This is a genomic window from Caballeronia sp. NK8 (genome assembly GCF_018408855.1).
GTDB lineage: Bacteria > Pseudomonadota > Gammaproteobacteria > Burkholderiales > Burkholderiaceae > Caballeronia.
In genome coordinates this window covers 1,682,769-1,696,159 of the sequence record NZ_AP024322.1, presented here as the reverse complement: position 1 = coordinate 1,696,159, position 13,391 = coordinate 1,682,769, and the positions used below count along the sequence as shown (strand labels likewise).

Genomic DNA, 13,391 nt, shown 5'->3' with positions numbered 1-13,391 from the left:
CCGATGAGTATCCTGCGTGCTTTGCGAGAAGGAAGTGCGGACCAACGCCTGAGCGCGGCGCAGCGCGGCGTGTGCGTGCTGGCGTTGTCCGCGCTGGCGGCGTGTTCGACGCGCATGGACATGGCGCCGGTCGTCGACAGAACGGGCGCGCCCATCGGCACGACGGCGGCCCAGACGCCGGACAACGGTCCGCCGCCGCCAGGCTATTACCGTGTAAAACCGGGCGATACCCTATATCGGATAGCACTGGAAAACGGTCAGAATTATCACGACATCGCAACGTGGAACAACCTGACCAACCCGAACCAGATCGAAGTTGGGCAGTTGATGCGTGTGGCGCCTCCGGGCGCGAACCTCGCCGCGGCGACACCGGGTGTGGCGACGGCGCCGATCGTCGGCGGCGGCGTGCAGACGCAGCCGCTCAACGGCGCGAATGCGTACGCCACGCCGCCAGCGGGCGGGGCCGCGCAGCCGCCGTATTACGGTCCGAATTCGGGCATGGGCGCGGCGCCCGGAACTCCGGGCGCGGCATCGACGCCGGGCGTACCGGGTGTGCCTGGCGCGGACGCGAACGCGGCGGCGCCCACGGGCCAGCCGGCGTTCATCTGGCCGGCGCGCGGGCCGATTCTCGGCACGTTCGATGACGCGAAGAACAAGGGTTTGAATATTGGCGGTGCGGCGGGAGACGCGGTCAACGCGTCGGCGGATGGCCGGGTGGTTTATTCCGGAAATGGGCTGCGCGGCTACGGCAATCTCATTATTATCAAACATGATGCGACTTTTCTCACCGCGTACGCACATAACCGCGCTTTGATGGTAAAAGAGGGAGACGCGGTGACAAAAGGGCAGAAGATCGCTGAGATGGGGAACAGCGATTCGGACCGCGTGATGTTGCATTTCGAAGTTCGCCGGCAGGGAAAACCTGTTGACCCACTTAAGTATTTGCCGCCGCAATAAAGCGAAACCATCATGCCAAAAACGAAGCGCCGCCTGCCGCAAGCCGAGACTGAGACGATCAGCCGACCTTTGCAAGTGTCGGTGGAAGACGGTGCTTCGACTCATGACGACGACATCGATAACGTCGATGTCGATGTCGACTCCGAGGAAGAGGGCGGAAGCCGCGACAAGGGCAGCGACGACGCGAGTGAAAACGCGAACGAGCCCCAGCCGGACGCCGACGATTTCCGTTCGCTCCTGCAGGCCGAACTCACGGCCGACACCATTCAGCACTACCTGAACCGCATCAGCGTGAAGCCGCTGTTGACGGTCGAGGAAGAGCAGCGCTATTCGCGGCTCGCGAAGGCGGGCGAATTCGAGGCGCGGCAGGTGATGATCGAGCGCAATCTGCGGCTCGTCGTCAGTATCGCGAAGGGGTATCTCAATCGCGGCGTGCCTTTGCTCGATCTGATCGAGGAAGGCAACCTCGGCCTCATGCACGCCATCGAGAAATTCGACCCGACGCGCGGCTTTCGTTTTTCGACGTATGCCACCTGGTGGATCCGCCAGAGCATCGAGCGCGCGATCATGAATCAGGCGCGCACGGTGCGCCTGCCGGTGCATGTGATTCGCGAGCTCAATCAGGTGTTGCGCGCGAAGCGCCATCTGGAAAAAAATTCCGCCAATTCGGCCGACAGCGTCGCACCCGAGCGCCGCGACGCGAGCATCGACGACATCGCGTATCTCACCGGCAAGACGCCCGAGGAAGTCACCGACATCCTCGCGCTCAACGAACACACGGCTTCGCTCGACGCGCCGCTCGATCTCGATCCGGGCAGCAGCTTGCTCGATCTGCTTTCGGACGATCAGAGCCAGTCGCCCGACGCGGAAGTGCAGCATCGCGAACTGGAATCGCTCACGCGTCTGTGGCTGTCGCGCCTGTCCGATAAACACCGGCACGTGATCGAACGGCGCTTCGGGTTGAACCATATCGAGCCCGCCACGCTCGAAGAACTCGCCGATGAAATGGGTCTCACGCGCGAACGCGTGCGGCAGATCCAGCAAGAGGCGCTCGTGCGGCTCAAGCGCTTTTTCGCCTCCAACGGCGTTCGCAAGGATGCCGTGCTCTAACGCTTTGGCGACGCCCTTCAAAAACGGGGCGTCGCGTTTCAGGATTCAATGACACCGATTCTCGTTTTCGACATCGAGACCATCCCCGATGTCGACGGCATTCGCCGTCTAGAAGATTTGCCCGACGATCTCTCCGATCGCGAGGTGGCCGAACATGCGTTCGAAGCACGCCGCGAGCGCGTCGGCAATGACTTTCTGCCGCATCATCTGCAACGCGTCGCGGCGATTTCCTGCGTGTTTCGCGACAACACCGGCTTTCGCGTGCGCTCGCTCGGCACGACCACCGACGGCGAAGCGGCGCTCATCCAGTCGTTCTATCGCGTGATCGAGAAGTACACGCCGCAACTCGTCTCGTGGAACGGCGGCGGCTTCGATCTGCCCGTGCTGCATTACCGCGCGCTCGTGCACGGCATCGCCGCGCCGCGCTACTGGGACCTCGGCCAGGACGACCGCGAATTCAAGTTCAACAACTACATCAGCCGCTATCACATGCGCCACATCGACCTGATGGACGTGCTCGCGATGTATCAGGCGCGCGCCAGCGCGCCGCTCGATGCGCTCGCGAAGCTGTGCGGCTTTCCCGGCAAGCTCGGCATGGACGGCGGCAAGGTGTGGGAAGCTTATTGCGACGGCCAGATCGACGACATTCGCAATTATTGCGAAACCGATGTCGTGAATACGTACCTCATGTACTGCCGGTTTCAGATGATGCGCGGCGGCTTCACGCCCGACGAATACGCCGATGAAATCAATGTCGTGAAGAACGCGCTCGCGCAGGAATCGTCGCCGCACTGGGCCGAGTATCTGGCCGCGTTCGGACGTTGATGCGGTGACGTTCGTCTACAATCTCGCCTTTGCCATTCGTTAGCCAGGAAGTACGCAGGTGTCTGAAGCCGCCCGAAAAACTCCCCATCGCCGCCGCGCCGCGCCGGCGAAGTGCGTCACGCCCGATCCGAATTTCGTCGCCCCGGAAATAGAAATCGAGTCGCTCGATATGGAAGCGCGCGGCGTCGGCCGTCTGGTCAACGAGGACGGCGAGCCGGGCAAGGTGATCTTCGTCGAAGGCGCGCTGCCGGGCGAACGCGTCAGCTATTCGAGTTTTCGCAAGAAGCCGAGTTTCGAGCAGGCGCAAGTGGTGAACGTGCTGCGCGAGAGCGTGTTGCGCACCAGGCCGAAGTGCCGGTTTTTCGGCACCTGCGGCGGCTGCTCGATGCAGCATCTCGATGTGCGCGCGCAGATCGCGGTGAAGCAGCGCGTGCTCGAAGACAACCTGCAGCATCTGTCGAAGCTGCGCGCGGAAACCATGTTCCGGCCGATTCACGGTCCGTCGTGGGGGTATCGCTATCGCGCGCGCCTCACTGTGAGGTACGTCGAAAAGAAGGGCGGCGTGCTGGTGGGCTTTCATGAGCGCAAGAGCAGCTATGTCGCCGACATGACGAGCTGCGAAGTGCTGCCGCCGCACGTTTCCGCGATGCTCGTGCCGCTGCGCCATCTGGTGGCCGGGCTCTCGATCCGCGATCGCATGCCGCAGATCGAACTCGCGCTCGGTACCGACGTCACCGCGCTCGTGCTGCGCATTCTGGAGCCGCTGACCGAAGCGGACGAAGCGTTGATCCGCGCGTTCGCCGACGAGCACGGCGTGCAGTTCTGGCTGCAGCCGAAGGGCCCGGATACGGTCTATCCGTTCTATCCGCTCGATCAGGAACTGGCTTACACGCTGCCGGAATTCGATATCCGCATGCCGTTCAAGCCGACCGATTTCACGCAGGTAAATCACCAGATCAATCGCGTGCTGGTGAGCCGGGCGCTCAGCCTGCTCGCGCCGGAAAAGTCCGACCGCGTGCTCGATCTGTTCTGCGGCATCGGCAATTTCACGCTGCCGCTCGCGCGGGTGTCGCGCGAAGTGGTGGGCATCGAGGGCAGCGAGGCGCTGACCGCGCGTGCGCTGGAGAACGCGAAGGCCAATGGCGTCGACGGGCATACGTCGTTCGCATGCCGCAACCTGTTCGAAGTCACCGCCGACGACCTTCGCGCGCTCGGCGCGTTCGACAAGTTTCTGGTCGATCCGCCGCGTGAAGGTGCGCTCGCGGTAGCGAAGGCGCTCGCGGACATCGCGCAGAGCGGCGACGGTCCGTTGCCGAAGCGCATCGTCTACGTGTCGTGCAACCCGGCGACGCTTGCGCGCGACGCGGGCCTCTTGGTGCACGAAGCCGGTTATCGGATGAAGGGCGCGGGGGTGGTGAACATGTTTCCGCACACGTCGCACGTCGAGTCGATCGCGCTGTTCGAGCGGGACTGATCGACGCGCTTCGTAAGAAGACCGCAGGCACAAAAAAACCGGCCCGAAGGCCGGTTTTTCGTTTCGGGAAACGATCCGCCGATCAGTTGCGGTTGCCGCCAAAAATGCCCAGCAGCGCCAGCAGGTTCGTGAACACGTTGTACAGATCGAGGTAGATCGCGAGCGTCGCGCTGATGTAGTTCGTTTCACCGCCGTTCACCACGCGCTGCACGTCGAACAACATGTACGCCGAGAAGATCACGATGGCGAGCACGGAGATCGTCATCATCAGCGCCGGCAACTGCAGGAAGATGTTCGCGAACGCGGCGAGCAGAATCACGATCACGCCCATGAACAGGAACTTGCCGAGTCCCGAAAAATCACGCTTGCTGACCGTGGCGATGGTTGCCATCGCGGCGAAGATCACGCCCGTGCCGCCGAAAGCCATCATGATGAGCTGCGGACCGTTCGAGAAGCCGAGGATGAAGCTCAGCAGGCGCGACAGCATCAGGCCCATGAAGAACGTGAAGCCGAGCAGGACCACGACGCCCATGCCGCTGTCCTTGGTCTTCTCGATCGCGAACATGAAGCCGAACGCGATGGCGAGAAACGCGATGAAGCTCATCGCCGGGCTGGTGGCGGCGAACAGCGAGAAGCCCGTCGCGACGCCGACCCACGCGCCGAGCACCGTCGGCACCATCGAGAGCGCGAGCAGCCAGTAGGTGTTGCGCAGCACGCGGTTGCGCACCTCGACCGAGGTGACGCTGCCATTCCGGCCAAAGCCGTAGGGTGATTCGTTCATGGTTTCTCCTTGCTCCAATTGTCTGTGGTTTGGTCTTCCCGCTACGCCCGTCACACGCGAATGATAAGGTGCCGGACTTAAACCAGTATTAGGACCGTTTTGGTGCATCCGCGGCATGGTGCGCCAGGTTGCAACGCAGCGTACGGCTCCAATATGACCCCGGCGCGCGCCGAATTCAATAGTTCGAAAGGTTGATTCGGCGTTCCGGCGCGTAAGTCTTCGCTGTGTTTGATCCTTACGGTACCGTAAGGTTTCAATCGCAATGATACCTTGCTTCGTGCTACAATTGTCGATTCGTTTTAATCCGTAAACCGTTCATTATTTGGAGTTTTTCATGGCGATCGAGCGCACCCTGTCGATTATCAAGCCGGACGCAGTGGCAAAGAACGTTATCGGCCAGATCTACAGCCGTTTCGAGAACGCAGGTCTCAAGATCATCGCGTCGCGCATGGTTCATCTGTCGCGCGGCGACGCAGAAAAGTTCTACGCTGTGCACGCTGCACGCCCGTTCTTCAAGGATCTCGTGGAATTCATGATTTCCGGCCCGGTCGTGATTCAGGTGCTGGAAGGTGAAAACGCGATCGCCAAGCACCGCGACCTGATGGGCGCGACCGATCCGAAGAAGGCAGACAAAGGCACGATCCGCGCCGACTTCGCCGACAGCATCGACGCCAACGCCGTGCACGGCTCGGACGCTCCGGAAACCGCAAAGCAGGAAGTTGCTTTCTTCTTCCCGGAAGTCAACGTCTACTCGCGTTAATTTCCGCGTTGTACGGCGCGACGGTCCGAATGACCGTCGCGCGCATCGCGCCTCGACGCAAGAAAAAGCGGTACGAACAGAAGCAGGAAATGGCGCGAACGGTCCCGGAAGACATCTTTCGGGCTTCGCAAATCTGAAATGGCAGAATTCGACATGACGAGCAGCACCACCGTCAATCTTCTCGATCTCGACGCCGCCGGGCTCACCGCGTATTGCGCGAGCCTGGGCGAAAAGCCGTTTCGCGCCAAGCAATTGCAGCGCTGGATCCATCAATACGGTGCCGACGACTTCGACGGCATGACGGACCTCGCGAAATCGCTGCGCGAAAAACTCAAGGGCCGCGCCAATATGGCGATGCCCGACATCATTCAGGACCACGTTTCCACCGACGGCACGCGCAAGTGGCTGATCGACGTCGGCAACGGCAACGCGGTCGAAACCGTGTTCATCCCCGAAGAAACGCGTGGCACGCTGTGCGTGTCGTCGCAGGCGGGGTGCGCGGTGAACTGCCGGTTCTGTTCCACCGGCAAGCAGGGCTTTTCCCGCAACCTGACCACGGGCGAGATCATCGGTCAGTTGCGCATGGCGGAGTTCGCGCTGCGCAGGTCGCTCGGGCGTGAGGTCGGCGGCCCGGGCAAGGGCGAACGCGTCGTCACGAACGTCGTGATGATGGGCATGGGCGAGCCGATGCTCAATTACGACGCCGTCGTGCCGGCCATGCGCCTGATGCTCGACGACAACGCCTACGGCCTGTCGCGCCGGCGCGTGACGCTGTCCACGTCCGGCGTCGTGCCGATGATGGACCGTCTGGCGGCGGACTTGCCCGTCGCGCTCGCGGTGTCGCTGCACGCGCCGAACGATCCGCTGCGCGACATGCTGGTGCCGCTCAACAAGAAGTATCCGTTGCGCGAATTGATGGCCGCGTGCCAGCGTTACCTGAAGGTTGCGCCGCGCGACTTCATCACGTTCGAATATTGCATGCTCGACGGCGTGAACGACAGCGAGGCGCACGCGCGCGAATTGCTCGCCGTCACGCGCGACGTGCCGTGCAAGTTCAACCTCATCCCGTTCAATCCGTTCCCGGAATCGGGCCTGACGCGTTCGAAGAATGAGCAGATCAAGCGTTTCGCGCAGGTTCTGATGGACGCGGGCGTCGTCACCACGGTGCGCAAGACGCGCGGCGACGACATCGACGCCGCCTGTGGCCAGCTTGCCGGCGCGGTGCAGGATCGCACGCGTCTCGCGGAGCGCATGAGCCGGACGGGCGGCAAGACGATCGAGGTGCGCGCGGTCTGACGGCAGTTCAAGGTGAAACGGCCGCAGCGAAAAGCGTACCAAACGCCAGCACGTGGCACGAAAAGCCGAACATTTTGTTATAAAGCGGTCTGCAATGGCGCCGGGGTTGTATCGTTCACATGGTTTTTTCGAACCGAACGTAGCAATAGCGCTATATAGAAGAATCGATGCGAGGAATTTGGCATGAGTGAGCCGCAGCACCCGACGCCTTTCGGCGGTCAAACCGGTAACCGGCCCGGCGGTCAGCACGACGGTCAGACCGGTGCGGAAGGGGCGGCGTCGAATCCGAGTCAGGCGGTGCCGCTGGACTCGATACAGGCGGTCGGCGCGCGTCTCGCGCAGCTCCGTCAGGCGAAAGCATGGTCGATCGACGACGTTTCGGCGCGCCTCAAGGTGTCGCCGTCGAAGCTGCTCGCGCTCGAATCCGGCGATATCAGTCATCTGCCCGATCGCACGTTTGCCGCGGGCATCGTGCGCAGCTACGCGAAAATCCTCGGTGCCGATCCGGCGCCCTTCACGCAGGCGTTCCGGCGCACTGGCGGCGACCTCGAGCAGAATCTGAAGGTGCCGGCATCGGCGGGCGCGGGTCTGCCGCGCGGACGCGTGTCGGTGCCGCTCGGCAAATCGTCGGGTCGCCGGCGTTCGTGGATGTGGGGCGTCCTCGCGATCATCGTCGTGCTGGCGGTGCTCGTGATGTGGCACACCGGCGGCGATTCGAGCAACTGGCTCGCGCGCCTGAAGGCGAGCACGGGCGTTGGCCTTTCGTCGACGCCGAGTTCGACGTCGAACGAGCCGGCCGCCACGTCGTCCGCGCCGACGCCCGACGAGGCGGCCGCTGCGAACACGGGCGAAGCGTCGCTGCCCGAAGTGGCGGCCGCTCCCGGCGAGCAGCCGATGCCGCGTCCGCTCGGCACGAATGCGCTGCCGGCCTCGTCGTCTACGCTGTCGGCGGTGCAGGGCGCGAGCGCGCCGGCGGCTGCATCGGCGGCGAAGGTGGCACCGGCTGCGGCGTCCGCTCCGACGGTCGCGGGCAGCGGCTCCGGCGCAGTCGAATTGAAAGTGAAGGAAGATAGCTGGTTCAGCGTGCGCGGCAAGGACGGCAAGGTGCTGTTTTCCGGCCTCGTGCGCGCCGGCAACACGCAGCGCGTGGAAGGCGAGGCGCCGTTCAAGGTGACCGTCGGCAACGTGAAGGGTGTCGAATCCCTGTCCGTCGACGACGAACCGGTCGACGCCAAGCGCTATTCATCCGCACGCGGAAACGTCGCGCGCCTTTCGCTGCCCTGAGCGCGCGAGGTCGTCAGAGCAAAACGCGACCGATCAGTCAGGGGCGTCACGGTGCAGGCCGTGACGCCCGTTTGAGATTAAACACACGCAACTCGCCGCCTCTTCGGCGCGACGGTTGCCAAAGGGTTTTTCGATGCAATCCGAAGCTCAATCTCTGATTAGCAGCAAGATTTGTTCGACCGAACCGGTCTTCGGCGGGTCATTGGCGCGTCGTGCGTCGCATGCGGTCGATGTGCGCTGGGGCGGCCAGCTCGTCACGATCGGCGGCGACGCGCCAGTGCGCGTGCAGTCGATGACCAACACCGACACCGCCGACGCGATCGGCACCGCGATCCAGATCAAGGAACTCGCGCAGGCAGGTTCCGAACTCGTCCGCATCACCGTGAACACACCGGAAGCGGCGGCCGCCGTGCCGCATGTGCGCGAGCAGCTCGATCGCATGGGCGTCACGGTGCCGCTGGTCGGCGACTTTCATTACAACGGCCATTTGCTGCTGCGCGACTATCCCGCGTGCGCTGAGACGCTCTCGAAGTACCGCATCAATCCGGGCAACGTCGGGCAGGGCGCGAAGCGCGACACGCAGTTCGCGCAGATGATCGAAGCCGCGATCAAATATGACAAGCCGGTGCGAATCGGGGTGAACTGGGGCAGTCTCGATCAGGACCTCCTCGCGCGCATGATGGACGAAAACGCCGCGCGCTCGACGCCATGGGAACTGCAAAGCGTGATGTACGAAGCGCTGATCCAGTCGGCGATCGGCTCGGCGGAGCGCGCAGTCGAACTGGGCCTCGGGCGCGACAAGATCATCCTGTCGTGCAAGGTCAGCGGCGTGCAGGACCTCATCGCCGTCTACCGCGAACTCGCGAAGCGTTGCAGCTTCGCGCTGCACCTCGGATTGACCGAGGCGGGCATGGGTTCGAAGGGCATCGTCGCGTCGACGGCGGCGCTGTCGGTGCTGCTGCAGGAAGGCATCGGCGACACCATCCGCATCTCGCTCACGCCCGAGCCGGGCGGCGCGCGCACGGGTGAAGTGGTCGTCGGCCAGGAAATCCTCCAGACGATGGGCCTGCGTTCCTTCACGCCGATGGTCATCGCGTGCCCCGGCTGCGGCCGTACGACCAGCACGCTGTTCCAGGAACTCGCCTCGCAAATCCAGTCGTATCTGCGCAACTCGATGCCCACGTGGCGCGACCGTTTCCCCGGCGTCGAGAAAATGCATGTCGCAGTGATGGGCTGCATCGTCAATGGGCCGGGTGAATCGAAGCACGCGAACATCGGCATCAGCTTGCCGGGTTCGGGCGAAAATCCGGCGGCGCCCGTGTTCATCGACGGCGTCAAGGTAAAGACGCTGCGCGGCGAGCGCATCGCCGAGGAATTCCAGCAAATCGTCAGCGACTATGTCGAGCGCACCTACGGGCAGGAAGCAGGCAAGCGTGAAGAGACATCTACCGCAACCCTTTGAAGACAGATGACTGAACAGAAGAAACGGCTCGAAAAACTGAGCGGCGTGAAGGGCATGAACGACATCCTCCCGCAGGATGCCGCGTTGTGGGATTTCTTCGAAACCACCGTCAAGTCGATGCTGCGCGCTTACGGATATCAGAACATCCGCACGCCGATCGTCGAGCATACGCAGTTGTTCACGCGCGGTATCGGCGAAGTGACCGATATCGTCGAGAAAGAGATGTACAGCTTCACGGATTCCCTGAACGGCGAGCATCTGACGATGCGCCCGGAGAACACCGCTGCCGTGGTGCGAGCGACCATCGAGCACAACCTGCTGTACGACGGCCCGAAGCGCCTGTGGTACGTCGGCCCGATGTTCCGTCACGAGCGTCCGCAGCGCGGGCGTTACCGGCAGTTCCATCAGGTCGGCGTGGAAGCGCTCGGCTTCGCGGGCCCGGATACCGACGCCGAAATCATCATGATGTGCCAGCGTCTCTGGGACGATCTCGGGCTCACCGGCATTCGCCTCGAACTGAATTCGCTCGGGCAGGCCGAGGAGCGCGCCGCGCATCGCAAGGAACTGATCGCGTACCTGGAGAAGCATGTCGATTCGCTCGACGAGGAAGCAAAGCGCCGGCTCTACACGAACCCGCTGCGCGTGCTCGACACGAAGAATCCTGCCATGCAGGAGATCGCGCAGAACGCGCCGAAGCTCGTCGATTTTCTGGGCGATGCGTCGCGCAAGCATTTCGATGGCGTGCAGCGGCTGCTCAAGGCCAACAACATTCCGTTCAAGATCAATCCGCGCCTCGTGCGCGGTCTCGACTACTACAACCTCACCGTGTTCGAGTGGGTCACCGACAAGCTCGGCGCGCAAGGCACGGTAGCGGGTGGCGGTCGCTATGACCCGCTGATCGAGCAGCTCGGCGGCAAGCCGACGGCCGCGTGCGGCTGGGCGATGGGCGTCGAGCGCATCCTCGAATTGCTGAAGGAAGAGCAACTCGTGCCGGAAGCGGAAGGCACGGATGTGTACGTCGTGCATCAGGGCGAACAGGCGGCGGAGCAGGCGTTCATCGTCGCCGAGCGTCTGCGCGATACCGGTCTCGACGTCATCCTGCATTGCAGCCCGGACGGTGCGTCCTCGAGCTTCAAGTCGCAGATGAAGAAGGCCGACGCGAGCGGCGCGGCCTTCGCGATCGTGCTCGGCGAGGACGAACTCGCGCAAGGCATGATCGGCGTCAAACCGCTGCGCCGTTCGGGCAACGAAATGTCCGACGGGCAAAAGAACGAGCAGGTCAACGTTCCGGCGGAAGACTTGACCGAATACCTAATCAATGCGATGGTTGCAACCGCCGATGACGAGGGTGCCTGAAAAGCGCGCCACTCGTTGAGGAATTTGAAACGCAGGAAGGAATAGCTGGACGATGAGCTATCACGACGAACAAGAATCACTTGAAAGCGTAAAGGCCTGGTGGGCCAAATGGGGCAACGCCACGACCTGGATCGTGCTCGTGGCGCTCGTCATTTCGGCCGGCTACAACGGCTGGAACTACTGGCAGCGCCATCAGGCAGCCGAGGCATCGGTGCTGTACGACCACCTGCAGCAGGCGGTGAACGGCAACGATCAGGCGCTGGTCACACGTGTGGCGACGGACATGGAAGACAAGTTCGGCGGTACGGGCTACGCGCAGATGTCCGCGCTCGCGGCCGCCAAATCGCTCTACATGGCGGGCAACACGGCGGGTGCGAAGGCTCAGTTGCAATGGGCCATCGATCACGCGAAGGACAACGAGTACAAGCAGATCGCGAAGCTGCGTCTCGCGCTCGTTCTGCTCGACGAGAAGAACTACGACGCAGGCCTGAAGCTGCTCGCGGATCAGCCTCTCGATGCGTTCAAGGGCGTGATCGCGGATCGCCGTGGCGACCTGCTCGCCGCCCAAGGCAAACGCGACGATGCGCGCTCGGCTTACCAGGTCGCGCTCGCCGCGCTGCCCGAGAACGACACGTCCGCGCGTCAGCTGATCCAGTTCAAGCTCGATGCGCTCGGCGGTTGATCCGCTGCGTTTTCGTATCGTCAACCATCGCTCAATCGAGCCGCCGCGCCGAAGCGTCGCATGAAGCGACGCGGCGCAGAGCGCCGGTCAACCCAATTCACCCATTCATGTTGCGTCCACCGATGACTTTTTTGAAACGCTACGCTGTGCCGCTCGCTTGCGCGATGACCGTCTTGTTGGCCGCTTGCTCGTCGACCAAGGATGAGCGCCGCACGCCGGTACCGCTCGCGGAGTTCAAGCCGGTGTTGAATGTCAACCAGGCGTGGAAGGCGAGCGTCGGCAAGGCCGGCCGTTATCTGTTCTCGCCCGTGGCAGTGGGCGATTACGTCTTCGCCGCCGGTACGAACGGCACCGTCGCCAAGATCGATTCGAAGACCGGCCAGGACGTCTGGCGCACCAAGCTCAAGGACGATCTCTCCGCCGGCGTCGGCAGCGACGGCAATCTGACGGCCGTTGGCGGCCTGAAGGGCCAGGTCGATGTGCTCGGCTCCGACGGCAAGCTGCTGTGGACCGCCACGGCGCCGGGCGAGATCGTCTCGCCGCCGCTCGTCGGCAACGATCTCGTGATCGTACGCACGATCGACGGCAAGGTCATCGCGTTCAACGCGCAGACCGGCGAACAGAAGTGGGTCTTCCAGCTGCGCGCCGTACCGCTGAACCTGCGTGTCGCGGCCGGCATGACCTTCGCCGGCAATCAGGCCGTGCTCGCGGGCTTTCCCGGCGGCACGTTCGCGGCGATCAACCTGCAGACGGGCGATGCCTACTGGCAGGCGCCGGTGTCGTATCCGAAGGGCGTGACCGAAGTCGAGCGCATCAACGACGTGACCGGCGCGCCGGGCCTCGTCGGCGCGCAGACCTGCGCGGTGACGTTCCAGGGCCGCATCGGCTGCTTCGATGCGAACTCGGGCCGTCCGGTGTGGGAAAAGAATTTCTCGAGCGACAGCGGCCTCGCGCAGGACGAACAGATCGTCGCGGCCGGGGACGACTGGTCGGTCGTCAACGCGTTCCGCGCGTCGGATGGCTCGCAGATCTGGAAAACGGATACGCTGAAGAACCGCAGTGTCAGCGTGCCGTATATTCTCGGCCGCGCTGTCGTGGTGGGTGATTACAAGGGCTTCCTGCACTTCCTCAACGTGGAGAACGGCGAGCTCGTCGGCCGCGCGCCGACCGACGGCAGTGCGATCACCGCCGCGCCGGTGCTCGCGGGCAACACGCTCGTCGTGCAGACGCATGACGGTGATCTTTACGGCTTCCGGCCCGGCAACTGATCCGAAATGCGGCGGCCACGTGCGCGAGTGACGCGCGCTCGCGGTTGCCGGCAGAGAAGCGCGCCGTCGTTTCATGGCGGTGCGGCAGGCTCGCCACGACAAGCCGCACGAGAAAGAAGCGGTGCGCCGCGCGCAT

The 13,391-nt window shown here is 63.4% G+C and carries 12 protein-coding genes; 11 read left to right on the top strand and 1 reads right to left on the bottom strand.

Annotation, left to right across the window (positions count from 1 at the left end; all coding sequences use genetic code 11):
* Positions 1 to 3 precede the first annotated feature (3 nt).
* From NK8_RS08120 to rlmD, 4 genes are all read left to right on the top strand, one after another.
* Positions 4 to 957 carry a peptidoglycan DD-metalloendopeptidase family protein gene (locus tag NK8_RS08120; RefSeq protein WP_213226021.1) on the top strand — a complete coding sequence of 318 codons (954 nt, stop codon included), beginning with the start codon at positions 4 to 6 and terminating at the stop codon, positions 955 to 957.
* Between the two features lie 12 nt (positions 958 to 969).
* Positions 970 to 2,067 carry an RNA polymerase sigma factor RpoS gene (gene rpoS / locus NK8_RS08115; protein ID WP_213226020.1) on the top strand — a complete coding sequence of 366 codons (1,098 nt, stop codon included), beginning with the start codon at positions 970 to 972 and terminating at the stop codon, positions 2,065 to 2,067.
* 48 nt (positions 2,068 to 2,115) lie between these two features.
* Positions 2,116 to 2,892, top strand: coding sequence for a 3'-5' exonuclease (locus NK8_RS08110; protein ID WP_213226019.1), 777 nt, complete (start codon positions 2,116 to 2,118; stop codon positions 2,890 to 2,892).
* A 148-nt stretch (positions 2,893 to 3,040) separates the two neighbouring features.
* Positions 3,041 to 4,366: a 23S rRNA (uracil(1939)-C(5))-methyltransferase RlmD gene (gene rlmD / locus NK8_RS08105; RefSeq protein ID WP_301549873.1), complete on the top strand. Its 1,326-nt coding sequence runs from the start codon at positions 3,041 to 3,043 to the stop codon at positions 4,364 to 4,366.
* 82 nt (positions 4,367 to 4,448) lie between these two features.
* On the opposite strand, the gene NK8_RS08100 is transcribed toward rlmD, so the two are convergent.
* Entirely contained in the window at positions 4,449 to 5,147 is a 699-nt protein-coding gene (locus tag NK8_RS08100) for a Bax inhibitor-1/YccA family protein (RefSeq protein ID WP_061178613.1), read from the bottom strand.
* Positions 5,148 to 5,481: 334 nt separating this feature from the next.
* Here NK8_RS08100 and ndk point away from each other — a divergent pair, with 334 nt between their 5' ends.
* The 7 genes from ndk to bamB all read left to right on the top strand — a co-directional run bounded on the left by ndk (position 5,482) and on the right by bamB (position 13,255).
* On the top strand, positions 5,482 to 5,907 hold the full coding sequence (ndk, locus tag NK8_RS08095) for a nucleoside-diphosphate kinase (RefSeq protein ID WP_162065765.1): 426 nt from the start codon (positions 5,482 to 5,484) through the stop codon (positions 5,905 to 5,907).
* Between the two features lie 153 nt (positions 5,908 to 6,060).
* On the top strand, positions 6,061 to 7,203 hold the full coding sequence (gene rlmN, locus NK8_RS08090; protein ID WP_162066818.1) for a 23S rRNA (adenine(2503)-C(2))-methyltransferase RlmN: 1,143 nt from the start codon (positions 6,061 to 6,063) through the stop codon (positions 7,201 to 7,203).
* 183 nt (positions 7,204 to 7,386) lie between these two features.
* A complete protein-coding gene (locus NK8_RS08085; RefSeq protein WP_213226017.1) occupies positions 7,387 to 8,487 on the top strand; it encodes a RodZ domain-containing protein in 1,101 nt (366 codons plus the stop codon).
* A gap of 133 nt (positions 8,488 to 8,620) precedes the next feature.
* A complete protein-coding gene (gene ispG, locus NK8_RS08080; RefSeq protein ID WP_162065763.1) occupies positions 8,621 to 9,949 on the top strand; it encodes a flavodoxin-dependent (E)-4-hydroxy-3-methylbut-2-enyl-diphosphate synthase in 1,329 nt (442 codons plus the stop codon).
* A 6-nt stretch (positions 9,950 to 9,955) separates the two neighbouring features.
* The gene (gene hisS, locus NK8_RS08075; RefSeq protein WP_213226016.1) at positions 9,956 to 11,305 is read left to right on the top strand and encodes a histidine--tRNA ligase; all 1,350 of its coding nucleotides are present in this window, start codon (positions 9,956 to 9,958) and stop codon (positions 11,303 to 11,305) included.
* Positions 11,306 to 11,357: 52 nt separating this feature from the next.
* Positions 11,358 to 11,987 (top strand): tetratricopeptide repeat protein, encoded by a 630-nt coding sequence (locus NK8_RS08070; protein ID WP_213226015.1) that lies wholly within the window; start codon positions 11,358 to 11,360, stop codon positions 11,985 to 11,987.
* 122 nt (positions 11,988 to 12,109) lie between these two features.
* The gene (gene bamB / locus NK8_RS08065; RefSeq protein ID WP_162065760.1) at positions 12,110 to 13,255 is read left to right on the top strand and encodes an outer membrane protein assembly factor BamB; all 1,146 of its coding nucleotides are present in this window, start codon (positions 12,110 to 12,112) and stop codon (positions 13,253 to 13,255) included.
* The last annotated feature ends 136 nt before the right edge of the window (positions 13,256 to 13,391 follow it).